This window comes from Duganella sp. Dugasp78, assembly GCF_059491455.1.
In genome coordinates, this window is record NZ_CP168506.1 from 5,553,046 (window position 1) to 5,576,587 (window position 23,542).

The 23,542-nt window shown below is 62.2% G+C and carries 27 protein-coding genes; 10 read left to right on the plus strand and 17 right to left on the minus strand.

The window, feature by feature from the left end; translation table 11 throughout:
• Positions 1-2: 2 nt before the first annotated feature.
• Positions 3-653 carry a cytochrome c3 family protein gene (locus tag ACEN9O_RS24595; RefSeq protein ID WP_495614426.1) on the minus strand — a complete coding sequence of 217 codons (651 nt, stop codon included), beginning with the start codon at positions 651-653 and terminating at the stop codon, positions 3-5.
• A gap of 158 nt (positions 654-811) precedes the next feature.
• Here ACEN9O_RS24595 and ACEN9O_RS24600 point away from each other — a divergent pair, with 158 nt between their 5' ends.
• Both ACEN9O_RS24600 and ACEN9O_RS24605 read left to right on the plus strand, forming a co-directional pair.
• Positions 812-1,957, plus strand: a complete 1,146-nt coding sequence (locus ACEN9O_RS24600) for an alpha-hydroxy acid oxidase (protein ID WP_495614427.1) — start codon at positions 812-814, stop codon at positions 1,955-1,957.
• A 60-nt stretch (positions 1,958-2,017) separates the two neighbouring features.
• Complete coding sequence (locus ACEN9O_RS24605) at positions 2,018-2,509, plus strand: hypothetical protein (RefSeq protein ID WP_495614428.1); 492 nt, start codon at positions 2,018-2,020, stop codon at positions 2,507-2,509.
• Between the two features lie 95 nt (positions 2,510-2,604).
• On the opposite strand, the gene fusA is transcribed toward ACEN9O_RS24605, so the two are convergent.
• Complete coding sequence (gene fusA / locus ACEN9O_RS24610) at positions 2,605-4,716, minus strand: elongation factor G (protein WP_495614429.1); 2,112 nt, start codon at positions 4,714-4,716, stop codon at positions 2,605-2,607.
• 207 nt (positions 4,717-4,923) lie between these two features.
• Between fusA and ACEN9O_RS24615 the strand changes: the two genes are divergently transcribed.
• Positions 4,924-6,024, plus strand: a complete 1,101-nt coding sequence (locus ACEN9O_RS24615) for a phospholipase A (protein WP_495618535.1) — start codon at positions 4,924-4,926, stop codon at positions 6,022-6,024.
• A gap of 13 nt (positions 6,025-6,037) precedes the next feature.
• Here ACEN9O_RS24615 and ACEN9O_RS24620 read toward each other — a convergent pair whose 3' ends face one another.
• Complete coding sequence (locus ACEN9O_RS24620; protein ID WP_495614430.1) at positions 6,038-6,238, minus strand: hypothetical protein; 201 nt, start codon at positions 6,236-6,238, stop codon at positions 6,038-6,040.
• Between the two features lie 131 nt (positions 6,239-6,369).
• Here ACEN9O_RS24620 and ACEN9O_RS24625 point away from each other — a divergent pair, with 131 nt between their 5' ends.
• The gene (locus ACEN9O_RS24625; protein ID WP_495614431.1) at positions 6,370-8,109 is read left to right on the plus strand and encodes a hypothetical protein; all 1,740 of its coding nucleotides are present in this window, start codon (positions 6,370-6,372) and stop codon (positions 8,107-8,109) included.
• A 14-nt stretch (positions 8,110-8,123) separates the two neighbouring features.
• Here ACEN9O_RS24625 and ACEN9O_RS24630 read toward each other — a convergent pair whose 3' ends face one another.
• Together ACEN9O_RS24630 and ACEN9O_RS24635 are read right to left on the minus strand one after the other, a co-directional pair.
• Positions 8,124-8,372, minus strand: a complete 249-nt coding sequence (locus tag ACEN9O_RS24630; RefSeq protein ID WP_495614432.1) for a hypothetical protein — start codon at positions 8,370-8,372, stop codon at positions 8,124-8,126.
• 59 nt (positions 8,373-8,431) lie between these two features.
• Entirely contained in the window at positions 8,432-9,355 is a 924-nt protein-coding gene (locus ACEN9O_RS24635) for a class I SAM-dependent methyltransferase (RefSeq protein WP_495614433.1), read from the minus strand.
• Positions 9,356-9,707: 352 nt separating this feature from the next.
• On the opposite strand from ACEN9O_RS24635, the gene ACEN9O_RS24640 reads away from it, so the two are divergent.
• Both ACEN9O_RS24640 and ACEN9O_RS24645 read left to right on the plus strand, forming a co-directional pair.
• A complete protein-coding gene (locus ACEN9O_RS24640; protein WP_495614434.1) occupies positions 9,708-10,010 on the plus strand; it encodes a cyclic-phosphate processing receiver domain-containing protein in 303 nt (100 codons plus the stop codon).
• A gap of 193 nt (positions 10,011-10,203) precedes the next feature.
• The gene (locus ACEN9O_RS24645; RefSeq protein WP_495614435.1) at positions 10,204-10,977 is read left to right on the plus strand and encodes a hypothetical protein; all 774 of its coding nucleotides are present in this window, start codon (positions 10,204-10,206) and stop codon (positions 10,975-10,977) included.
• A gap of 105 nt (positions 10,978-11,082) precedes the next feature.
• Here the strand turns inward: ACEN9O_RS24645 and ACEN9O_RS24650 are convergent, their stop codons facing one another.
• The 3 genes from ACEN9O_RS24650 to ACEN9O_RS24660 form a co-directional block, all read right to left on the minus strand.
• Positions 11,083-11,895: a type II toxin-antitoxin system death-on-curing family toxin gene (locus ACEN9O_RS24650; protein WP_495614436.1), complete on the minus strand. Its 813-nt coding sequence runs from the start codon at positions 11,893-11,895 to the stop codon at positions 11,083-11,085.
• Between the two features lie 331 nt (positions 11,896-12,226).
• On the minus strand, positions 12,227-12,898 hold the full coding sequence (locus ACEN9O_RS24655) for an ankyrin repeat domain-containing protein (protein ID WP_495614437.1): 672 nt from the start codon (positions 12,896-12,898) through the stop codon (positions 12,227-12,229).
• A gap of 6 nt (positions 12,899-12,904) precedes the next feature.
• Positions 12,905-13,684 carry a TatD family hydrolase gene (locus ACEN9O_RS24660; protein ID WP_495614438.1) on the minus strand — a complete coding sequence of 260 codons (780 nt, stop codon included), beginning with the start codon at positions 13,682-13,684 and terminating at the stop codon, positions 12,905-12,907.
• A gap of 68 nt (positions 13,685-13,752) precedes the next feature.
• On the opposite strand from ACEN9O_RS24660, the gene ACEN9O_RS24665 reads away from it, so the two are divergent.
• Positions 13,753-14,757, plus strand: coding sequence for an alpha/beta fold hydrolase (locus tag ACEN9O_RS24665; protein WP_495614439.1), 1,005 nt, complete (start codon positions 13,753-13,755; stop codon positions 14,755-14,757).
• A gap of 3 nt (positions 14,758-14,760) precedes the next feature.
• On the opposite strand, the gene ACEN9O_RS24670 is transcribed toward ACEN9O_RS24665, so the two are convergent.
• From ACEN9O_RS24670 to mltG, 5 genes are read right to left on the minus strand one after another with little or no spacing between them, the layout of a single operon-like run.
• Entirely contained in the window at positions 14,761-15,282 is a 522-nt protein-coding gene (locus tag ACEN9O_RS24670; RefSeq protein ID WP_495614440.1) for a GNAT family N-acetyltransferase, read from the minus strand.
• Positions 15,283-15,320: 38 nt separating this feature from the next.
• Positions 15,321-15,701 (minus strand): PilZ domain-containing protein, encoded by a 381-nt coding sequence (locus ACEN9O_RS24675; RefSeq protein ID WP_495614441.1) that lies wholly within the window; start codon positions 15,699-15,701, stop codon positions 15,321-15,323.
• A gap of 10 nt (positions 15,702-15,711) precedes the next feature.
• Positions 15,712-16,746, minus strand: coding sequence for a DNA polymerase III subunit delta' (locus tag ACEN9O_RS24680; protein ID WP_495614442.1), 1,035 nt, complete (start codon positions 16,744-16,746; stop codon positions 15,712-15,714).
• 41 nt (positions 16,747-16,787) lie between these two features.
• Positions 16,788-17,411, minus strand: a complete 624-nt coding sequence (tmk, locus tag ACEN9O_RS24685; RefSeq protein WP_495614443.1) for a dTMP kinase — start codon at positions 17,409-17,411, stop codon at positions 16,788-16,790.
• A 14-nt stretch (positions 17,412-17,425) separates the two neighbouring features.
• Positions 17,426-18,415: an endolytic transglycosylase MltG gene (gene mltG, locus ACEN9O_RS24690; RefSeq protein ID WP_495614444.1), complete on the minus strand. Its 990-nt coding sequence runs from the start codon at positions 18,413-18,415 to the stop codon at positions 17,426-17,428.
• A gap of 156 nt (positions 18,416-18,571) precedes the next feature.
• Here mltG and ygfZ point away from each other — a divergent pair, with 156 nt between their 5' ends.
• The 3 genes from ygfZ to ACEN9O_RS24705 are packed head-to-tail and all read left to right on the plus strand — an operon-like array spanning position 18,572 to position 20,611.
• Positions 18,572-19,588: a CAF17-like 4Fe-4S cluster assembly/insertion protein YgfZ gene (gene ygfZ, locus ACEN9O_RS24695; RefSeq protein WP_495614445.1), complete on the plus strand. Its 1,017-nt coding sequence runs from the start codon at positions 18,572-18,574 to the stop codon at positions 19,586-19,588.
• 1 nt (position 19,589) lies between these two features.
• Positions 19,590-19,877 carry a DUF4936 family protein gene (locus tag ACEN9O_RS24700; RefSeq protein WP_495614446.1) on the plus strand — a complete coding sequence of 96 codons (288 nt, stop codon included), beginning with the start codon at positions 19,590-19,592 and terminating at the stop codon, positions 19,875-19,877.
• A complete protein-coding gene (locus ACEN9O_RS24705; RefSeq protein WP_495614447.1) occupies positions 19,868-20,611 on the plus strand; it encodes an NRDE family protein in 744 nt (247 codons plus the stop codon). Before ACEN9O_RS24700 ends, ACEN9O_RS24705 begins: the two co-directional genes overlap by 10 nt.
• 2 nt (positions 20,612-20,613) lie before the next feature.
• On the opposite strand, the gene ACEN9O_RS24710 is transcribed toward ACEN9O_RS24705, so the two are convergent.
• The 4 genes from ACEN9O_RS24710 to ACEN9O_RS24725 form a co-directional block, all read right to left on the minus strand.
• A complete protein-coding gene (locus ACEN9O_RS24710) occupies positions 20,614-21,102 on the minus strand; it encodes an SRPBCC family protein (RefSeq protein WP_495614448.1) in 489 nt (162 codons plus the stop codon).
• Between the two features lie 11 nt (positions 21,103-21,113).
• Positions 21,114-21,548, minus strand: a complete 435-nt coding sequence (locus ACEN9O_RS24715) for a GNAT family N-acetyltransferase (RefSeq protein ID WP_495618536.1) — start codon at positions 21,546-21,548, stop codon at positions 21,114-21,116.
• A 215-nt stretch (positions 21,549-21,763) separates the two neighbouring features.
• Positions 21,764-22,477 carry a hypothetical protein gene (locus ACEN9O_RS24720; protein ID WP_495614449.1) on the minus strand — a complete coding sequence of 238 codons (714 nt, stop codon included), beginning with the start codon at positions 22,475-22,477 and terminating at the stop codon, positions 21,764-21,766.
• A gap of 159 nt (positions 22,478-22,636) precedes the next feature.
• Complete coding sequence (locus ACEN9O_RS24725) at positions 22,637-23,542, minus strand: SDR family oxidoreductase (protein WP_495614450.1); 906 nt, start codon at positions 23,540-23,542, stop codon at positions 22,637-22,639.

Here is a 23,542-nt window from a genome sequence, read left to right on the forward strand (position 1 = left end):
GTTCACCGATGGCAGGTCGAACAGTCCTGCAGCCGTTCGCGGCCCTGGATCTGCAGCAGGCGGCGCAGCTGGCGCAGCTCGGCGGCCGACAGCGGCGCGCGCTCGCCCATCTGGTAGACCTCGGACAGCGGTCGCAGCTGGCCGCCGCCACCGCGGTGGCAGCCCAGGCACCACTGCATCTCCAGCGGCGCCTGGCGCAGCATCAGCGGCATGCGGTCGACGCGACCATGGCAGGCCTGGCAGGCCACGCCTTTGCCGACGTGGATGTGGTGGTCGAAGTAGACGAAGTCCGGCAGGTCGTGCACGCGCTGCCAGACGATCGGCCGGCCGCTGGCGGCGCTGGCGTGCAGCGGCGCCAGCACGCCGGCGTCGAGGAACAGCTGCGAGTGGCAGGTCAGGCAGGTCTGGGTGGACGGCATGCCGGCAAAGGCCGCGCGCTCGACCGTGGCGTGGCAGAAGCGGCAATCGATGCCGTCCTCGCCGACGTGGTGCTGATGGCTGAACGGGATGGGCTGGTCCTGCGCGGCGCCGCGTTCGGCGGCCGGCGCCATCGCCCAGCGCGCCGCGCCCACCGCGCATAACGCCAGCACGCAGGCCAGCAACGCCGCCGCTTTGAGCAGCAAGACACCCGCTGGCGTAAAGGTTTGTGGCATGAGCTATCCGCGTGAGTGAATGGGATGTGCGCATTGATCTTTTCACAGTTCGACGCGGTCCGGCGCTACCTTGCCTGTCGCCATATCGCGGCAGTTGCGGAACCAACGGGCCGCGTGCGGGTCGGACCATGACCCATCCCTGCCCGAGGAGCCCCGGCATGCGCGCCATCGCCAGCATTTTCGACCTTGAGCAAGAGGCGCGCCGGCGCCTGCCGCGCATGCTGTACGACTACGTGGCCGGCGGCGCCGGACAGCAGCTCACGCTGCGGCGCAACCGGACCGACCTGGAGGCGCTGGTCCTGCGCCAGCACACGCTGCGCAACGTGGCCGACCTGCGCACGCAGGCCGAACTGGTGGGTTGTCACGCCCGCCTGCCGCTGGCGCTGGCCCCGGCCGGGCTGGCGGGCCTGCTGTGGCCCGATGGCGAATGCGCCGCCGCACGCGCCGCCACACGCTGCGGCGTGCCGTTCTGCCTGTCGACGATGTCGGTCTGCTCGATCGAGGAGGTGGCCGCGGCCAGCCCGCAGCCCTTCTGGTTCCAGCTGTACCTGATGAAGGACCGCGGCATCACCGAACGCCTGCTGCGGCGCGCGCACGATGCCGGCTGTGCGGCGCTGGTGCTCACGCTCGACCTGCATGTGCAGGGCAGCCGCTGGGCCGACGTCCACCACGGGCTGGGCGTGCCGCCGCGTCTGTCCTTGGCCAACGCGGTGGATTTGCTGTCCCATCCGGGCTGGCTGCTGCGCATGGCCGCCAGCCACCGCTACACGCTCGGCAATCTGGCCGACGAAGTGCGCCGGGCCGGCGGCATGCACCAGTTGTCGGCGTGGGTGAAATCGCAGTTCGATCCGGGATTCGATGCCGACGCGGTGCGCTGGGTGCGCCAGTGCTGGCAGCGCAAGCTGATCCTCAAGGGCGTGATGCACGCGGACGATGCGCGGCAGGCCGGCGCGCTGGGCGCCGACGCCATCATCGTCTCCAACCACGGCGGCCGCCAGCTCGACGGCGCACCCTCGGCGATCGCCGTGCTGCCGGAGGTGGCGGCGGCGGCCGGTCCGCTGGAAGTGTATATGGACAGCGGCGTGCGCACCGGCGCCGACCTGGTCAAGGCGCTGGGACGCGGCGCCAGCGCGGCGCTGGCGGGACGCGCCTGGCTGTACGGACTGGCCGCTGGCGGCGAGGACGGCGTGCGCTGTGCCATCGAGCTGCTCGACGCCGGGCTGCGCGAATGCATGGCGCTGCTGGGGACCGCCGACGTGCGCGACATCGACGCCGGCGCGGTCACGGCGCCGCCAGCGCTGTGACCGGCAAGTGCAATCCTTCGCTATAATCCATCGTCCTCAACCTGACGAAGAAAGCTTCGGATGATCAAAAGTTTGCGTATTGCCGGCGCGGTGCTGGTGGCCTGCCTGTGCGGCGCGGCGGCGGCCGACACCTTCGAGACCATCGAAGCGGCGCCGCTGAAGGAAGTGTGGCTGAACGGCGGTTTCTACTCCTACCACTTTCAGCGCAACAAGGGCCTGAATGACAGCAATCCCGGCCTGGGCGGCGAATACCGCTTCTCGACGGTGGCGTCGGTCACGGCCGGCCGCTTCTACAACAGCGACCGCGCCTACTCGAATTACGTGGGCCTGTACTACCAGCCCTGGAAGATCGGCCCGGTGCGGCTGGGCGCGGTGGCGGGCGGCTTCAGCGGCTACCCCAAGATGCGCGACGGCGGCTGGTTCCTGGCGGCGATCCCCACCGCCAGCTTCGAATACAAGAGCGTCGGCGTCAATGTCGCCATCGTGCCGACCTATAAGGACCGGCTCTATGGCGCCATTTCCGTCCAGCTCAAGCTGAAGGTCTTCGAATAAGCGTGGGGGTCAAGTCTGACATTCGGACACGGCCTCTGCCGTAGCAGCCGCTACGGCAGAGGCCGTGTCCGAATGTCAGACTTGACCCCCGTGGTTTAGTGGCGCGCCTTGGACGAGACGGCGATCTGGTCGAGGATGTGCTTGGGCACGGCCGCGTAGTGCTTGAACTCCATCGTGTACGTGGCCCGGCCCTGCGTCAGCGAACGTAGCGTGGTGGAGTAGCCGAACATCTCGGCCAGCGGCACCAGCGCGCGGATGATCTTGCCGCCGCCGCCCGGAATCTCGTCCATCCCCTGCACCATGCCGCGCCGCGCCGTCAGGTCGCCCATGGCGTTGCCCATGAACTCTTCCGGCGTTTCCACTTCCACCTGCATCATCGGCTCCAGCAGCACCGGGTCGGCACGCCGCATGCCGTCCTTGAAGGCCATCGAGCCGGCCATGCGGAAGGCGTTCTCGTTCGAGTCGACGTCGTGGTAGGAGCCGAAGGTCAGCGTGACCTTGACGTCGACCACCGGATAGCCGGCCAGCACGCCGCTGCGCAGGGTTTCCTGCACGCCCTTGTCGACGGCCGGAATGAACTCGCGCGGCACCACGCCGCCCTTGATGGCGTCGACGAACTCGTAGCCCTTGCCCGGTTCCAGCGGCTCCAGCGTCAGCACCACGTGGCCGTACTGCCCGCGTCCACCGGACTGCTTGACGAACTTGCCTTCGACGTCGCTGGCCGCGCGCTGGATGGTTTCGCGGTACGCCACCTGCGGCTTGCCCACCGTCGCCTCGACGCTGAACTCGCGCCGCATGCGGTCCACCAGGATTTCCAGGTGCAGCTCGCCCATGCCGGACATGATGGTCTGGCCCGATTCCTCGTCGGTGTGCACGCGGAACGACGGGTCTTCCTGCGCCAGCCGGTTCAGGGCGATGCCCATCTTTTCCTGGTCGGCCTTGGTCTTCGGCTCGACCGCCTGCGAGATCACCGGTTCCGGGAAGATCATCTTCTCCAGCACGATCACGTGGTCCGGCGAGCTCAAGGTGTCGCCAGTGGTCACGCCCTTCAGGCCCACCGCCGCCGCGATGTCGCCGGCGTAGACTTCCTTGATCTCCTTGCGCTCGTTGGCGTGCATCTGCAGGATGCGGCCCAGGCGCTCCTTCTGGCTCTTGGTCGGGTTGTAGACCGTGTCGCCGGAATTGACCACGCCCGAATACACGCGGAAGAAGGTCAACTGGCCGACGAACGGATCGGTCATGATCTTGAACGCCAGCGCCGAGAACGGATCGCTGTCGGTCGGATGGCGCTCGATCGGATTGTCGTCCTCGTCGTGGCCGGCAATCGCCGGCACGTCCACCGGCGACGGCAGGTACTCGACCACCGCGTCCAGCATGGCCTGCACGCCGCGGTTCTTGAAGGCGCTGCCGGCCAGCATCGGCACGATCTCGTTGCGGATGGTGCGCAGGCGCAGCCCGGTCTTGATTTCCTCCTCGGTCAGCACGCCGCCGTCCAGGTATTTCTCCAGCAGCTCGGGCGTGCCCTCAGCGGCGGCCTCGACCATTTTGTCGTGCCACTCCTGCGCCAGCGCCTGTAGGTGCGCGGGGATGTCCTCGTAGGTGAACTTGACGCCCAGGCTCTCGTCGTCCCAGTTAATCGCGCGCATCTTGACCAGGTCCACCACGCCGTGGAAATTGTCCTCGGCGCCCAGCGGGATCTGGATCGGAATGGCGACGCCTTTCAGCCGCGAGGCGATCTGCTCGCGCACGCGGAAGAAGTCGGCGCCGACGCGGTCCATCTTGTTGATGAAGGCGATGCGCGGCACGGCGTACTTGTTGGCCTGGCGCCACACGGTTTCCGACTGCGGCTGCACGCCGCCCACGGCGTCATACACCATGACGGCGCCGTCCAGCACGCGCATCGACCGCTCGACCTCGATGGTGAAGTCGACGTGACCGGGCGTGTCGATGATGTTGATGCGGTGCTCGGCGAAATTGCCGGCCATGCCTTTCCAGAAGGCGGTGGTGGCGGCCGAGGTGATGGTGATCCCGCGTTCCTGCTCCTGCTCCATCCAGTCCATCGTCGCGGCGCCGTTGTGCACCTCGCCGATCTTGTGGTTGACGCCGGTATAAAACAGGATGCGCTCCGTGGTCGTGGTCTTGCCAGCGTCGATGTGCGCGCTGATGCCAATGTTGCGGTAACGCTCGATGGGGGTCTTGCGGGTCATCATTCTCTCCTTGATGCAGTGTGAATGCAGGAAGTCTCACGTGCGGCGCTTCCTGCAAATTTCAAGTACGGATGGGTTTCCTGTCGTGCGACATGACTAACGGCAATTAATATAGGCTGTAGAATAAGTTGCAAGCTTGGTAGTAAGTTTAACTGAAAGTTCTCCATGACTGTTCGATCGAAACACGCCCTGCTTCTGTCCCTGGGCATGGGCCCTGCTCTGGCTTTAGCCCAGTCCGCAACGCCGCCTGCGGCCACCGATCTGGAACTGCGCATCGAACGCTGTTCCGTGCTGGGCGACGCCAGCGCCCGCCTGGCTTGCTACGACGGCCTGGCCAAGGCCGGCCCTGCAATCGAAGCCGCCGGCGGCGCCGCGGTCGGCGTGCCCGACCCCGGCAAGGTCAGCAAACTGGCCGCTGCCCTGACGCTGCCGTCCAGCACCCAGCCGGCCGAGCCGCCGGTGGCGCCGGTGCTGCCGCCGAAGGTGGCCGCGATCACCACCATCCCGCCGGAAGACGCCGTCTCGCGCATGGTGCAGTGGTGGGAGCTGGACCGCTCGGCCAAGCGCGGCGTGTTCAACTTCCGTCCGCACCGCGATACCTATCTGCTGCTGGCCAATTACAGCACCAGCTCCAATGATGCGCCTTTCAAGGATTTCACGCCGGCCGGCATCAAGTCGCAGCACACCGAGCTGACCTACCAGCTCAGTTTCAAGATGAAGCTGATCGAGCAGGTCCTCAAGACGCCGGTCGACCTGTGGTTCGGCTACACCCAGAACAGCTACTGGCAGGCCTACAACCGCGCCGCGTCCAGCCCCTTCCGCGAGACCAACTACCAGCCCGAACTGATGCTGACCACGCCGCTGAACCTGGGCCTGGGCAGCGCGCTCGATATCCGCTACCTGACGCTGGGCCTGGTGCACCAATCGAACGGGCAGACCTCGACCCTGTCGCGCAGCTGGAACCGGGTGTATGCGGAGGTGGGCGCCGAGCACGGCAAGCTGGCCGCGCAACTGCGCATCTGGAAGCGGCTGGATAACGCCCGCTCGGACAACGACAACATCGACATCGTCGACTACATGGGACATGGCGACCTGAACCTGAGCTACCGCAGCGACGGCCATGAATACTCGCTGATGGCGCGCCACAACTTCAACAACGGACGCGGCGCCCTGCAGGCCGGCTGGGCCTTCCCGGTGCTCGCCAACCTGAAGGGCTACCTGCAATTGTTCAACGGCTACGGCCAAAGCCTGATCGACTACAACTACAAGCAAAAGTCGCTGGGTGCCGGCTTCCTGGTCGATTTCTGAGCCGGCGGGAACATCAGCGGCCCGGCGAGCCGCGCAGGATGCGCGCCGGCAGCAGGACGATGGCGCGCAGCAGCTCGAACACGCCCTCGACGCCGATGCCGATCAGGCGGAACGGCAAGGTGAGCAGCCAGAACAGCGGATACAGCACCAGCGCCAGCAAAGCCAGCGGCCAGCACAGGAAAAGCAGGCCCAGCCAAAGAATAAAACTCAGCATACGATGCTCCCGAAGTCATTACTATCTATAATGCCACTGTAGTTTAGGTAGCCGGCCGGATGCAATTGCCGTGCGACCAGCTGCGCATAGCCGCGATCAACCGCGACTTTCATGGGATAAATGGAAAAATAATGCTCAAACCTTGGTATGCGGCGGTCCTGCTCGGCAGTTCCGCCTTGATGAACGCGCAAGCCCAGCAGCAACCTGAGACCACGCCCAGCGTGTCGGTGGCCGGCCAGCGCCATGCCTCGCCGTGGTTCCGCGTCGAGAGCCAGCACCTGGTGGTGTATTCGAACACCAGCAACGGCCAGGTGGCGTTGCTGCTCAATCAGCTGGAGAAACTTGACTACATGCTGCGGCTGTACACCCAGCCCTTCCTCAAGTCCAGCGGCGCCGAACCGAAGCTGACGTTCTACTACCACGACGGCGCGGTGGCGCTCAATCCGCTGGGCGTCAGGCAGCCGGCCAATGCCATCGGCCTGTACAACAGCTGCAGCGCCGGCGTGCAAGGTTATGGCGTGCTGCTCAGCCCTGACGACCAGGAAGGCCTGTCCGCGCTGTACGAAGCCTACACCCGCCACTTCCTGTACCGCTACACCGACATCCGCGCGCCGATCTCCTTCATCGACGGCATGGCGCATTACTTCGCCAGCGTGCGCTTCACCGATACCGAGATGGTGGTCGGGCGCACGCCGGTCAATATGGGACGCTACCTGAACTTCGTGGAAAGCGGCCGCCGCCACAGCCTCGACTACAAGGACGTGCTGGAGCAGAACGACTCGCGCGGCCAGAACTACGCCTCCACCGCGGGCATCCGGCTGGAGTTCGCCGCCCGCTCCTGGCTGCTGACCAACTACATGCTGTCGACCGACGACAACCGCAAGCGCATGGTCGACTACCTGAGCGCGGTCTACCGCGACGTGCCGATCACCGAGGCCTTCGAGCAGGCGTACGGCCTCAAGGTGAACGATCTGAGCACCACGCTGTGGCGCTACCGGCTGCAAAAGCAGTTGGTGCTGACGGTGCACATCCCCACGCTGCCAGCGGCCGTGATGAACTTCGAGAGCCTGCCGGCGTCGTCGGGCGAGTTCGTGCTGACGGAGGCGGCGCTCAAGTCCTGCCCGGATGGCAAGACCGGTGAGGCGCTGCTGCGCCGGACCGCCGAGGCGGCCGCGCGCTACCCGGCTAACGCCTACGCCCAGCGCGTGCTCAGCCGCGCGCAGATCGACTGGGGCAATCCCCAGGACGCCCTGCCCTACCTGAACGCGGCGACGGCCAAGCCGGATGCCGGCGCGGAAGTGTTTTATCTGCTGGGCCAGGCCCAGCTGCGCCTGAGCCAGCTGGACGCGGCGCGCGCCAGCCTGAACCGCGCGCTGACGCTGGACCCGAAATCGGCCGAGGCGGCCTCCGCGCTGTACCAGGCCGGGCTCAAAGCCAGCGCCACGCCGGACCAGGCCACGCTGCAGGCGGCCATCACCGGCTGGAAGAACGCGCACGAGGTCAACACCCTGGCCCGTCAAGCCGCGCTGGCCTACGCCTACGCCGGCGAGATGCCGCAGGCCCGCAACGCCCTCAAGCTGATGGCGCATAACATCCGCGAACCGGAACTCGGGGCTTGGGCGAAAATCTGGCTGGACAAGCTGGCGGCGGGCGCCGGCCAGGCCGAGGTGCTGGCGGAGATGCGGGTGCAGCCGGCCTCAGGCACGGTGTTCCGCGAATGGACCATCGCCAATTCGATGGTCATGCAGGATGTGGAGTACAACGCCGGCCTGCAGGATGCGCGCAACTTCCTCAGCGGCCAGCAAAACGGCAAGCCGTCCAACGCGCCCAATCTGGATAAGGCCGCACAAGCGACCTTCGACACGCGCTAAGACTAGCGGGGGGCTTACTGACCAACACAGATAATCTTGGTCACGTACTCTTTGGCGTTGGGCTTCTTGTTGGTCGCCCACGCCACCGCCTGATTGGCTTCCTCGATGGTCAACACCGTGGCCTTCTCTTTGGATTTGATGAAGGACACGCCCTCGAAGACGCCGTCCTTGCTGCGCATGACTTTGGCAAACACCGGCGGTTTGGTCTCGCCGTCTGCGATCTTGTTCTGCTGGATGAGGTAGCGCTGGTCGTTCTTTTCCATATATTTCTTTCTGCAAAAGACGAAATATACGCTTCAGAACGACCCGCGTGAAGGGCTTTTTAAGCGTAGGCCGGCACGTAGCTGGCCGGTTGCAGCGCCGCTTCGTACAGGATTTCAGCGCGCAGCGACGCTTGCAGCGATGGAATCGAGCCGCCGGCGCGGTACTGGAAACTCACCTGCAGCACGTCGCCTTCGCGCGCCTTGACCGGGCTGGCCAGCGGCAGCGTCATGTAGTGGTTGAGCCAGTCAATCGTGGTGGAACGCTCGGCCACCACGGCCAGGATGTTCTTGGTGACGAAGCGCATGGCATTGATCTCGCCGCTGCGCTCGACCACGAATTTGCCCTGCCAGGTATACGTCAGATCATTCGGCTGGTTGAAGTCGATGATGCTGTACACGGCCGGCTGCGCCACTTCCACGGTGCCCGGATAAATCACATTGGTTTCCTGGAACTGCACGATGGGCGCGTAGAAGCCTTCGAAGTCGTATTCCTGCTGGAGGGGCTGGACCGCCATGATGACGGCTTCCGGCAGGAACACCGGCAGCGGTCCGCCGAAGCGCTCGGTATAGCGGCGCTTGAACGATTCGATCACCTCCACCTGCTTCTCGCGCAGCATGCCGACGTGAATCATCTCGCAAATGACGACATCGACCGGCTCCGGAGGCAGGTATTCGAAGGCGTCAGCGTGGACCACTTCGACCTTTTCGCCGTTGGGATTCAAGGCCAGCATCTTGCGGGCCTCCTTGACCATGTCGGGATTGAACTCGACGCAATACACCTTGTCCGCCTTGGCCGCCGCGAACCACGACAGCACGCCGGTGCCGCCGCCAAGCTCCAGCACCTTCGCGCCGGGCTTGACCGCGTAGTCGATGGCCGACTTGAAGCCGTGCATACGGTTTTGATCCATCAGCATATTGTGATGGTAGTGGACTGGAATGAATTGCCCCAGATAGCAGCTTTCAATCTCGCGTTCGTTCAGCATGGATATCCTTGGTTGATGAGCACTGCGTCTGGAAGCAATGCACTGGAACCATTATCCTTAACAATGTTGACGAACCAAGCTACGAACTACGCACAGAAACCGTGCCAATTCTCGCTTTACAAGAAGATGGTCTGCCATGCTAGCGTTGCTCCATTTGCCGAGGCGTAAAAAGATATCGCCACCCGCAGCAGCACGACGCCCTACATTTGGTATTATTGAAAGAATCAGTAAGTCTAGCCACAGAGGCAGGAACATTGACAGAACCAGTAACGAGTACCTCGGTAGTGGGTAATATCTAAGCAAACGCGAAAAGCGAGCGATACAGATAGCATTTTGCCGACAGGAGGAACCTATGAAAGTATTTTTGGACGATTTGCGTGCGACACCCGAGGGCTGGGTTCGCACGTACTGGCCTGACGAGGTTTTTGAACTGTTAAAAACTGGTGAAGTTGAGGAACTCAGCTTAGACCACGATCTCGGTGATGAATCTCGAGGCACTGGTTACGATGTCATTTTGTGGATAGAGGAAGCAGTCGCGCTAAGAGGATTTACCCCCCCCAAGGTCTTTGTTCATTCAGCCAACTCTTCTGCTCGTATTAAAATGACATCAGGGATCGCCTCTATCGAGCGATTTGTCAAACAAATGCAGCAATAACAATCCCGATGAAACATGAACAAATCAAGTACTAGCTCAGGCTTGATTGACAAAAGACGTCCGACGAGCGGTAGCTCCTTGAGGCGGGCATTTATCGAATTTTACATATTGATAGTACAATTACCTGCTGAGCGATGACAGTACCGACTTCGCATGGAAGCATTGATTTTTTGCAACACCAATGGGGAGCGCAGTGAGCATAGTTGATAGCAATCAGTTTATAAAATCAGTCAAGTCAAATCCCGAAAATTTTTATGTTATTCATTACTCCTGCCAAAATCTGAACGACGAAAATGAAGCGCTTTCGCCGCGCATAACTTCCATTGCTATAAATCACTACGCTACAGGCCAATCAGTAAGTTATTCTACACACTCAATTGCAGAGGAACTGCGAATTCCGCGCGATGAAGTACTTCAGAGATTTGATGAAGTTGAACTTGCGTTGTTGACCCAATTCTACAGATTCATTCGAGACCGCCGAGATAAATACTGGGTGCACTGGAACATGCGGAATCTTACCTTCGGATTCGAGCATTTGGATCATCGCTATCGCGCGCTAGGCGGAAAGGATGCTTCCGTCATCGCAGTAGAGCGGAGATTAAATTTGAATGACCTAATAGCTGATCGCTACGGGGCAGACTATGCGAAGCATCCAAAAATGGCGTCACTGATGGAAAGAAATGGAGGGAGACACAGAGACTTCCTCGAAGGAAAGGAAGAAGTTACGGCTTTTGCGAACAAGGAATTTCTGCGCATGCACGCCTCTACACTTTCAAAAGTTGGATTCTTTAGCTCCTCGATGCGCAAGCTCGTAAATGGAAAACTTAATACGGCATCAAAAGGATTTGGAGTGAAGCTTGAGAGGATCTTTGAAAGCCGGACAGCAAAAACGATTGGGCTGTTCGCAACGTTACTTACAATTATTGTCGGCTTGTGGCAATTGATTCTCTGGCTAAATGGGAAATAAATTCTTTCTGGCCATTGAGCCCTTTGCTGTTAGCTGAATACCCCGCCCGCCGCTAACCGGTAGTGGACCACAAGTAGTCTCAAGTCAACTATGAGCCAGTGCAGGTTAGACCCTGGCCAGCCGCCGCAACGTCCCTCGATAATTTGCGACAAAGTGATCTGTTGGTAGAGATTTAGCGTAAAACATCTTACTGTCGATTCCATCTCGCTCAGACAATTTGCAACGTTTTCGTAAATCTCGAAGCAAGCCACGGCCAACAACTTGTCCGTCGCTCGGATACGACATGCGCATTACTTTGTTTCGCTTCTTGGTAGTTTTCAGCCCAAGCCAACTAGTTGAATTCTCGTACATCACGACATCAATAGTGTTATCATGCGGGTCTTCGAGATGATAACCATGCGCTTGCAATATCTGGCGTAGCTCCCTATATGTGACTATGCGCTCTCCATTTTCGACACGTCTCGTCCTCTTACGCATCCATTGCGCCATCTCCTGAACTTCACTATCCGAAGCGTCAGTACTCCCTTTCACAGATTTCTTGGCAAACTTATGGCTCGCGATATCAAGCATAAACTGATAAAGCTCGTCATGCGAGACATCTTCTTTGAAGGTAAAGTCATTTTTATCCAAATGGCATAGCATCGCTACCAAACTAGTTCGTTTATTGCCGTTATGAAATGGGTGATTTGAACATATTCCATACGTTAATGCTGCCGCGTTTAAAACGGCGGTATCATATTTCATTCGCCCTGAATATCCAGTGTGTTGACGTGAAATAGCTGATTCTAGAAGGTGTTCTGATTTTACTCCTGCAGGGCTTATTGGATCTTCTGCACGCTCAAAATCGGCAGTTAGTATCTCGTGGATTGCCCGAACTTCAGCTGGTTCAAGGGTATAGATCATATTTTTATCGTGCATTTAAAATAGCCTAAATGCAATTGTACTCGCCCTCCCGCGTTATGAATTTCAGTCACAATGAAATTCATGATATCTATACACTAAACGGCGTCCTTGTGACAATGAAACAACGGATTCCGATAAAATAAACAAAAGAGAAACATTGCATAACGCATTATGCTTAAGCGCCAATGGGGGGGGCGCGAAAAATCGTCATTCCTGCGGAAGCGGGGATCTCTATATGTCACATGACTAGAGGCGCAGCATGGATTCCCGCCTGCGCGGGAACGACAAATTCTAGGTTATTTGAGATACCCTAATTTCACTTCTTAGTCACCGCCACCGAATATGATCAATGTTTGCTTTTCCCGGCCAGGTGGGCTTCGATGGTTTTCGCGATCCAGGGCTTGTCGGCCTTGAGGGCGAACTCGGCGGCGGTCTGGTGGAAGCCGCCGTCTTTCAGGGTCGCATCGGCGCCCTGCTCCAGCAATAATTCCACGACTTTTTCCTGGCCCTCGCGGGCGGCGATCATCAGGGGCGTCATGCCGGATGGCGATTCGGCGTCGATGTAGGCGTGGTGGTCGAGCAGGATGCCGGTGATCTCGGTACTGCCGGCCGCCGCCGCGTAGTGCAAGGCGGTCCAGCCTTTCTGGTTCACCTGCGCACCGCGCTTGAGCATGTCCAGCACGGTGGCCTTGTTCTGGCGGAAGGCCGCCATCATCAGCGCGGTATTGCCGTTGGGCGCCTTGGCTTCCAGGTCGATGCCGGGCTGGTCCATCAGCAAGGTGGCGACACGGTAGGCCTCGTAGCGTATCGCGATGATCAGCGCGGTTTCGCCGCCCGGCTCGCGCAGATTCGGGCTCAGCCCGCGCTCAAGCAATTTCTTAACGCCGGAGACATTGTCCAGCTGCGCGGCGCGGAACAGGTCGACTTCATCCCCGGTCTGCTCGGCGGCCAGCGCCGGCAAGGTCAGGCCGACTGCCAGGGCGGTCAGCAGCAGGCGGCGTTTGGTGAGATTCAGCATGAGGATTTACGCAGCCACGTTGAACAGTTTGAAGAAATTGGCCGTCGTCTGCTGGGCCACCTGCTCCACCGGGATGCCCTTGAGCTTGGCGATGTACTCGCCGACGTGGGCCACGAAACCCGGCTCGTTCATCTTGCCGCGATGCGGCATCGGCGCCAGGTAGGGCGAATCGGTCTCGATCAGGATGCGCTCCAGCGGCACTTCCAGCGCCACCGCCTGCAAGTCCTTGGCGCTCTTGAAGGTGACGATGCCGGAGAACGAGATGTAGAAGCCCATCCCGATCGCCGCGCGCGCCACCTCCAGCGACTCGGTAAAGCAGTGCATGACGCCGGCCACGCCGCCCGCCTCCGTGCCCGCGCCCTCTTCGCGCATGATGCGGATGGTGTCTTCGCTGGCGTTGCGGGTGTGGATAATCAAGGGCTTGCGTGTGATGCGCGACGCCTTGATGTGGGTGCGGAAGCGCTCGCGCTGCCACTCCAGGTCGCCCTGCAGGCGGAAGTAGTCGAGCCCGGTCTCGCCGATGGCGATGATCTTCGGGTCGTCGGCCAGCTCCACCAGTTGTTCGACGGTCGGTTCGGGCGTGTCCTCATAATCCGGGTGCACGCCGACCGAGGCGTAGATGTGCGGATACTCGTGGGCCAGCGCCAGCACTTGTGGGAAATCCGGCAAGTCCACCGACACGCACAACGCGTGGGTGACTTTGTTGTCGGCCATCTTGGCCAGGATTTCGGGCATGCGAGCAGCCAGCTCGGGGAAATTGATGTGGCAATGGGAATCGATAAACATGCCGTGATTGTAACCCAAGCGCGCCTGGCCTAGAATCGGCGTTCCCATTCACTTCAGGAGTTCGCCTGATGTTCAGCCGCCTTTCGTTTGCTGTTGCACTTGCCCTGCCCTTGGCTGGCAGCGCCGCCGACGCCCCGCAGCAGTTTGCCGACCTCGGCGACGTCCGGCTCGAAAGCGGCGCAGTCATCAAGGATTGCAAGCTGGGCTACCGCACCATCGGCACGCTGAACGCGGCCCGTTCCAACGCCGTCGTGTTCCTGCCCTGGCACACCGGCAAGAGTGTCGAGGCGGTGTCGCTGCTCGGCCCCAAGGGCCTGTTCAATACTGACGGGCGCTATGTGATCGTCATCGATGCGATCGGCAACGGCGTGGCCTGCTCGCCGTCCAACAGCGCGACGCAGCACGGCACGGCCTTCCCGGCCTTCAATGTGCGCGACATGGTCGAGTCCGAGTACCGGCTGCTGAGCGAGAAGCTGGGCCTCCAGCATGTCCACGCGATCGTCGGCTACTCGATGGGCGCGACCCAGGCTTTCCAGTGGATGGTGAGCCACCCCGGCTTTATGGACGTGGCCGTGCCGATCGCCGGCACGCCGCGCCAGACCAGCTACGACCTGCTGTTCTGGCGCACCGAGGAGGCGGCGATGCTGGCCGACCCGCAGTACGCCAACGGCGAGTACCAGCAAAATCCCAAGCTGGCGCTGTACCACCAGATCTTTTCGCTGAATTTCGACACGCCGGCCTACCGCTCGGCCAAGACCAGGCCGGCGGAAGTGGAAAAGTTTATCGCGGAGACGGTCGCGGACGACCCGGACGCGGCTGACGCCAACGACTTGCGCTGGCAGATGCGTGCCTTCCTGACACAGGACATCGGCGACGATGCCGCCAGCAAGGTCAAGGCGCGGGTCCACATCATCAACCCGCGCCAGGACCTGATCGTCAATCCAGCGCCGGCGCTGGCGTTTGCGCGCCGGATCCGGGCCACCACCACGGTGTTGCAAGGCGATTGCGGCCACTCGGCGGTGATCTGTGCGACCGACCAGATCCGCGCGGCGGTCGACCGCGCGTTGAAATAAAGCCTAGCCTACGCGCTTGCCTAGGATGATCAGGTCGCGCTCGATGCCGTCCAGATTGGCCACCTTGGGCAGGTTAGCCCAGGTCTCGAAACCGAATTTGGCGAACAGGCCCAGGCTGGGCTGGTTGTGGCCGAAGATAAAGCCCAGCAAGGTGTGCACCTTGATTGCCGGCGCATGGGCGATGGCCTGCGCGATGCAGTAGCCGCCTATGCCCTTGCCGCGCCAGGCCTCGGCGATGTAGATCGAAATCTCCGACGTGCCCGAATACGCGGGGCGGCCATAGAAGTTCGAGTACGACATCCAGCCCAGTATTTCCGGCGTGGCGCAGGCATCGCCGGCCCGCTCGATGATCCACAACGGCCGCTTCTCCGGCGTGTGCTCGTGGAACCACGCCAGGCGCGACTCCACCGACACCGGCTCGGTATCGGCCGTGACTTCGCGCGAGGCGATGGTGGTGTTGTAGATGGCGACGATGGTCGGCAAGTCGTCGAGCGTGGCGAGGCGATGGCGGAAAGCTGTGGTCATGTCGGAAAACGGTGAGGGAGTGTTTTAAAACTAAAGCGCTAAAGCGTGTGCGTGGCGCGCGAGGAACGCAGCGCCGCGCCGAGGATTTCTTCGATGCGCAGGCGGGCGCGCTGGCCGCTTTCGTCTTCCGGGAAGTGCACGCCGACGCCCTGCGCCTTGTTGTTATGCGCGCCGGCCGGCGTGATCCAAGCGACTTTGCCGGCGATCGGATATTTGTTGGCATCGTCCATCAGCGCCAGGATCAGGTAGATCTCGTCGCCGATCTTGTAGGGCTTCTGGGTCGGCACGAACATGCCGCCGTTCTTCAGGAACGGCATATAGGCCGCGTACAGCGCGGCCTTCTCCTTGATGGCCAGCGACAATACCGTCGGCCGCGCGACAGGCACGGTGTTCGGGTCGAGTGGGCTGGCAGCAGACATTGAATCCCTTTCAGGCGCAGCAGGCTGCGTAGTCGAGCAACATATCCTCCAGGAACAGCTTGGGCGACAGCGGATGATCGGCCGTCGCCCGGCGCTCGTTGGCGCCCTTGATCGCGGCCAGCAGGCGGCTGACGTGGATCTTGCCGGCCAGGCTGGCTAGTTCCTTCTGGTAACGAGGATAGTACCGGATGTTACCTGCCAGTTTGTAGGAAAACACATCATAAAGCCAGCGCTGCAACCATGAAACTTGTGCACTCAGCGGCACTTTTTGCAGTTTATCGGCAACTTTCAACGCGCCTTCGACGCTGGGGTGTGCCAGCAGCTGCAGCAATACTTCCAGATCGTCACGATTGCCGGCTTCGGCCTGCGCCATGGCGGCCAGCGGCGCGCCACCCTGCTCGCGCAGCCAGCTGTCGGCGTCCGCCACACCCTGCGTCTTGAGCCAGGCCAGCGCCTCGGCGTGGCTGGGCATCGGCAAGGCGAACTTGCGGCAGCGCGACAGGATGGTCGGCAGCAGCCGGTCCAAGCTGTTGGAGGCCAGCAGGAACACCGTGCCCGGGGGCGGTTCTTCCAGCGTCTTCAGCAGCGCGTTGGAGGCCGGCATGTTCAGCGCCTCGGCCGGATACAGCACCACCACCCGCAGCCCCTGGCGGTGGGTGGAAATATTCATGAAGTCCGCCAGGTTGCGGATCTGCTCGATCTTGATCTCTTTGGACGGCGCCTTGGCCGACTTGGCGCTCTTCTTGGCTTCGCCGTCGCCCTCTTCGCCCTCGGCGGCGGGTTCGTCCTCCAGCGCCTCCGGCCGCACGCGGCGGTAGTCGGGGTGGTTTTGCTGGGAAAACCAGCCGCAGGACGCGCACTGGCCGCAGGCATGGCCGTCCGGCAGCACGGCCTCGCACAACAAGCCCTGAGCGAAGCGCTCAATAAAATCGGATTTGCCTATCCCGGCGGCGCCATGAAACAGGATGGCGTGCGGCATGCGCTGGCGCAGCAGTTGCAGCTGCTGCCAGGATGCTTCCTGCCACGGATATATGGAATTACTCATTATTGGTATTCTGTTTTAAAACAAGCGCTTATGCAATACTTTTAAAGTGCAAGCAATTCATCGAGGATGGCGGCCAGCTGGACCTGGATATCCGGGATGGTCTGGGTCGAGTCGACCACGCGGAAACGCGCGGCGAACTGAGTGGCGCGGCGCAGGTACTCGTTGCGGGTGGAGGCGAAGAAATCGGCCTTTTCCTGCTCGAACTTGTCCAGCGAGCGGGTGGCGTCCAGCCGCGCGCGCGCCACTTCCAGCGGCACGTCGAACAGCAGCGTCAGGTCCGGTTGCAGATGCGGGTGCACCCACTGCTCCAGCGCCTCCAGCTTGGCCAGGTCCATGCCGCGGCCGCCGCCCTGGTAGGCGAAGCTGGCGTCGGTGAAGCGGTCGGAGATGGCCCAGGCGCCGCGATGCAGCGCCGGCTCGATCACCTGGGCGATGTGCTCGCGGCGGCTGGCGAACATCAGCAGCGCTTCGGTTTCCAGGTGCATTTTTTCGTGCAGCACCAGGTCGCGCAGCTTCTCGCCCAGCGGCGTGCCGCCCGGCTCGCGCGAGCTGACCAGGTCGATGCCGCGCGCTTTCAGGTAGTCGCCGACGAAGGCGATGTGGGTCGATTTTCCGGCGCCGTCTATGCCTTCGAACGTGATGAATTTACCGCGGTGTTGAGTCATGAATTCTCTAAAACTTATCTTTGAAACTTGTTTACTGCCCGATTGTGGTCGGTCAAATTATCGGAAAACTGGCTGGTGCCGTTGCCCTTGGAAACGAAATACAGCGCCGCCGTGTTGGCCGGGGCCAGCGCGGCCGACAGCGATTGCACGCCCGGCAAGGCGATCGGCGTCGGCGGCAAACCGGTGCGGGTGTAGGTATTGTACGGGGTGTCCGTCTCCAGGTCCGATTTGTGGATCTTGCCGTCGTACTTGCTGCCCATGCCGTAGATCACCGTGGGGTCGGTTTGCAGCATCATGCCCAGCTTCAGGCGGTTGACGAACACGCCGGCGATCATGCCGCGCTCGGACTTCTGCCCGGTTTCCTTTTCCACGATGGAGGCCATGGTCAGCGCCTCGTACGGGGTCTTGTACGGCAGCGCCGGGTCGCGCTTGTCCCAGGCGTCGTTCAGGCGGGTCAGCAGCATGGCGTGCGCCTGCCTGTAGATCTGCAAGTCGCTGGCGCCCTTGGCGAACAGGTAGGTGTCCGGGAAGAACAGCCCCTCAGGCTGCTTGTATTCGGATGCGATGGCGCGCATCACTTCCTTGTCCGACATGGCGACCGTGTCGTGCTTCAGGCCCTTGTGGGCGGCGATGGCGGCCCGCATCTGGCGGAAGGTCCAGCCTTCGATGATGGTCAGCTGTTCCTGCGCGAACTCGCCGCGCACCAGCTGCTCGATCAGGCGCAGCGGCGTGGTGCCGGGCTTGAGTTCGTAGGCGCCGGCTTTCAGCTTGCCGCTCTTGTTGGTCACGCGCGCCAGCAAATTGAACAGCAATGGCTCCATGGGCACGCCCGCCTCGGCGATCTGCTGGCCGGCCGCGTGCGCGCCGCTGCCGGGCGCGATGTTGAATTCAATGGCTTCGATCTCATCGCCGATGATCGGGTGCTGGGACCAATACATGAAATAAGCGCCGCCGGCGACCGCCAGCATGATGCACAAGGTAATGATTTTTTTGATAAAAGCCATTGTTAAAGCCGTAGGGTTTGGAACAAGTCGCACAGCTTGCCACTTCTTGGCACAGTCCGCCAGTGCGCGTTTTGCGCGGTATCCGACGCGATCCGTCCGACATCACTATAATGAGCCCGTAATGATAATGCTTTAATCGTCAAATTATTGGAAATTATGTCTTCTTGGAATGAACTTTTAGCTCAGCAAGCCCAGGCGCTGACCACCACCCAGCTGGCCGTGGGCTTTGTCGCGCCGATCAGCGACCAGGGCCTGATCGCGCTGGACGGCGAGGAATCGGCCAGTTTCCTGCACAACCAGCTGACCAACGATGTCGAGCACCTGGGCCTGGGCGAAGTCCGCCTGGCCGGTTACTGCTCGCCCAAGGGCCGGCTGCTGGCCTCGTTCCTGATGTGGCGTAACGAAACCACCATCTTCCTGCAACTGCCGCGCGAGATCCAGGCGCCGGTGCAGAAGCGGCTGGCGATGTTCGTGCTGCGCGCCAAGACCAAGCTGAGCGACGCAACCGAGCTGCCGGCCAACCAGGCCGTCCTCGGCCTGGGCGGCGGCATGGCCGAAGACGTGCTGCAAAACTGGTTCGACCCGCTGCCGGCCAAACCGTTCACCAAGGTCGACCATCCACTGGGCACGCTGATCCGCGTGGCCGATGCCTTCGGCGCGCCGCGCTACCAGTGGCTGATGTCGGCCGAGGTCGCACAGACGGTGGCGCCCGAACTGGCCGCCAAGCTGTCGGTGGGCCGCACCGACGCCTGGCACCTGTCGGAAATCCACGCCGGCATCCCGCAAATCACCAAGGCGACGCAGGAGCAGTTCGTCCCGCAGATGATTAATTTCGAGCTGCTGGGCGGCGTCAACTTCAAGAAGGGTTGCTACCCGGGCCAGGAAATCGTCGCCCGCAGCCAGTATCTGGGCAAGCTCAAGCGGCGTACCACGCTGGTCAGCATCGCCGACGCGGCCGCGGCGGCCGGGGTCGAGGTGTTCGCCACCGCCGATCCGGAGCAGCCATGCGGCATGGTGGTCAACGCCGCGCCCAACGGCAAAGGCGGCATCGACGCGCTGGTGGAAATGAAGCTGGCCGCCATCGAGGCGGCCTCGGTCCGTCTCGGCTCGGCCGGCGGCGCGCCGCTGGCCTTCCTCGACATGCCCTACGTGCTGGACCCACTCGACCTCTAGCATGGATCTCTACATTTACTATCAGGTCAAGGATGCCGACACGGCGTCCTTGCTGGCGGCGGTCGTCCCGATGCAGGCAGCGCTGCGCGCGCAGCACGGGGTCGCGTGCCAGCTTAAGCGCCGCCCGGAGGCCAGGGACGGCAAGCAGACGTGGATGGAAGTGTATGCCGCCACGCCGGCCGGCTTCGCGTCCGCGCTGGACCAGGCCGTCGAACAGGCCGGCCTGTCCGCCTGGACCGCCGGACCGCGTCACACCGAATTGTTTATGGATTTAGTCCCATGTGCCTGATCGTCTTTGCCTGGCGGGTCATACCTGCAGTACCGCTGGTGGCAGCCGCCAACCGTGATGAGTTCTACCAGCGCGCCACCGCGCCGGCGGCCCCGTGGCCGGAGCATCCGCAAATCTACGCCGGCCGCGACCTGCAGGCCGGCGGCAGCTGGATGGGCATCACCCAGCCGGCGGCCGACGGCAAGGCCTCGCGCTTCGCCGCCATCACCAACATCCGCGCGCCGTCCGAGCACCGCGACGACGCGCCCTCGCGCGGCCACTTGGTGGCGGACTACCTGGCCGGCAGCATGACGCCGCAGGAATACGTCGACGCCATCCGCGCCGATGCCGCCGCCTACAACGGCTTCAACCTGGTACTGAGCGACGGCGACACGCTGATCTGGTTCTCCAACCGCGGCGGGGACGATCCGCGCAACGGCAAGCCGCTGGAGCCGGGTGTCTACGGCCTGTCGAACGCGCTGCTGGACGCGCCGTGGCCCAAGGTGCTGAAGACCAAAGCCCAGTTCGCCAGCCTGCTGTGCCTGGGCGCGCCGGACGACGCCTACTTCGAAATGCTGGCCGACACCACGCCCGCGCCCGACCAGCGCCTGCCGGAAACCGGCGTGCCGCTGGACCTGGAACGTGTGCTGTCGGCGGTGCGCATCGAGAGCCCGAGCTACGGCACCCGCACCTCAACCGTGGTCAAGCTCTACGCCGACGCGCCGGCGACCTTGCAAGAGATGCTCATCCACTAGCTTTATTGCGCTTTCACTTTCATGTAGGCGACCAGCTGGTCAAGGGCCTTGCCCCAGCCGTCCTGAAAGCCCATCTGCTTGTGCGTTTCAAGGGTGGCTTCGTCCTTGTGGCGGGCGCAGGCGATGTAGCGGGTGCCGCCGTTGGGCAGCGGCTCCATCGTCACCACGGCGGTGATGAAGGAATTGCCGGTCGGGCGATAGCCGGGCCCCAGCGCATCGGTCCAGGTCAGGCGGCGGTTTTCCACCACTTCCAGATAGCAGCCGCGATTGTCGTGGCGCTCGCCGTTAGGGCCTGCCATCACGGAGCTGAACAAGCCGCCGGGTCGCAGGTCGCAATGCGCTTCCAGCGTTTTCCACGGCGACGGCGTGAACCAGTGCACCAGATGCTCCGGCTTGGTCCAGGCGGCCCATACCAGTTCCGGCGCGATATCGATGTCGCGCTCAAACACCAGGTCCAGCTTGGGATCGAAATTCTCGACGATGTGCGTCATGGCTGTGCTCCTTAAAAGGTGTACTGCATGTTGATGTGGGCGATGCCTGCCTCAAAGAATTCGTCGCCGTCGATGGCGAAGCCGTGGCGCTCGTAAAACGGCGCGGCGTGCGATTGCGCGCTCAGCACCACCTGCGTGTCGCCCCGGGCGCGCGCCTGCGCCATCAGCACTTGCAGCAAGGCGCCGCCGACGCCGCTGCCGCGCGCGGCCTGACGCACCGCCATGCGGCCGATGTGGCCGTCCGGCAGCAGGCGGCCGGTGCCGACCGGCGTGCCGCTGGCATCATAGGCCACCGCGTGCAGGCAGGCCGCGTCCATGTGGTCCATTTCCAGTTCGGCCGGGACTTTCTGTTCTTCGACGAAGACTTCAAAGCGTATCAGTTTTGCGTCGGCGTTGAGGGCGGTCCAGTCTCCGGTGCGGATGTCGTGCTTGGCGGTGTTGGTCATCGGCGTGCAGGCTTGTTGGGGAGAGCTGGATTGTCGCACGCAAGACGACTCTCTCGGAAGTCCGCCTGGCTTAAGGGCACCTCGAAACCGAGATTTCGTCTTTCCCGCGCAGGCGGGAATCCATGCGGTGCCTCCAATCATGCGGCTTATGGATTCCCGCTTTCGCGGGAAGTCATTTCCCCTGGGAGGGGAAATGACGGTTTTTCGAGGTGCCCTTAAGGCGTATGCGGCGCTGTTTGACGTTTCTTCCAGGCCTGGAAGATGCGCTCGGCCTGCCCGTCCGCATCGCTTTTTTGCTGTTCGCTGATACTCTTGGCCCAGACATCGAGCGTCGACTGGGGGAGCAACCCCTCATTGGAATTGATGGCTCCGAGCACTTTATTGGTCGCCAAAAACTGCATATACAGCGCAGCGAGTGGCTGCTCCTTGCCTAAAACGTTGAAGCCGGTGGTAGAGAACAGCAAGGCGTCCGGATAGCCCGCCTCGACGCTTTCCTCCAGCCGTTTTAAGGCGTCATCGCGCCAGGCACGAACCGTGGGGTCGTCCGGCCGCTCATGGAACGCTTCGCGATCCCCTTGCGGCCCCTTCATTATGTATGTTGCCAGCGCGCCGCCGACATGATGATCGAGTGCGTATTGGAGCAGCTGGAAGCGGTCCGTCCTGTCCCGCCCCGTCATGGTTGCGCAAGAGGCCCTCAGTGCTTGCAGCTTTTGCTCATCCGCTTTGTGGGATAGCAGTTGAACTTCATTCCCGTTTCCGACCTTGACGACTTTGACATCCACCTGGTCGACAATTTCCTTGTCGCGCTCCAGCGTCAAGCATTCTTCGATCATTTGGAAAGCCTGGTAGTACTGCTCCGGATCACTGGATGCGGCCAGCGCCTTAAGCTTGCCCTCGACGGACTCGTGAACCTGGCGTTTTTGCGACAAGGGCGTTGCCACAGCGGAGGACCGCGCCTGCGGTACTCCCCTGTTGGGCGCGATCAGGGGCCGCAGGATTTCCGGCGCTGGCCGGGTCAGTGTGTCGACACCCCACCAAACGCCTGCGCCTGCGACGAGAACAGACACCAGTAATACCTGTCTTTTCAATCAGGCCACCTTCATCTTGGCGCGCAGCGCTTCGCGCACATGCGGCGTGGCGGCATACGGATCGCCGGGGTTGGTGCCGTCGACGATGTGCTGCATGCGTTCCTGCACGCCGGCCAGCGCGCCTGGATGCGAGTAGATGTAGAAGTCGCCGTTGGCGATGGCCTTGAAGGTAATCTCCGCCACGTCCTGCGCCGACACCTTGCCGGACGATACCGCCTTGTCCGTCATCGCTTGCGCGGCCAGCTGGCTGGCGGTCGGCCCCTGCGTCATGCGCACGTCCTCGGGACGGTTGCGGTGCGACTGGCTGATCCCGGTCGGCACAAAGTACGGACACAACACCGACGCCCCGATCGGCGCGCCGACCAGTTGCAGGTCCTGGTACAAGGTCTCCGACAGCGACACCACCGCGTGCTTGGAGACGTTGTACACCCCCATCGCCGGCGCGTTCACCAGGCCGGCCATCGAAGCCGTGTTGACGATGTGCCCTTCGAACGATGGATCGTTTTTCGCCGACTCCAGCATCAGCTTGGTGAAGATGCGCACGCCGTGGATCACGCCCCACACGTTCACGCCCATCACCCATTCCCAATCGGCTTCGGTGTTTTCCCAGATCAGGCCGCCGGAGCCCACGCCGGCGTTATTAAACATCAGATGCACGGCGCCGAATTCGGCCACAGCGGCGTCAGCCAGCGCCTGCACTTGCTCGCCCTTGCGCACATCGCACAGGCGCGAGATCACGCTGGCGCCTTGTGCCTTCAGCTCGTCGACGGCGCGGTGCAGCGCGTCGGCCTGCACGTCGGCCAACACCAGCTTCATGCCTTCGCGCGCCGCCACGTTGGCGAATTCCCGGCCCAAACCACTTGCGCCGCCCGTGATGACGACGACCTTGTCTCTGAATGTTTTCAT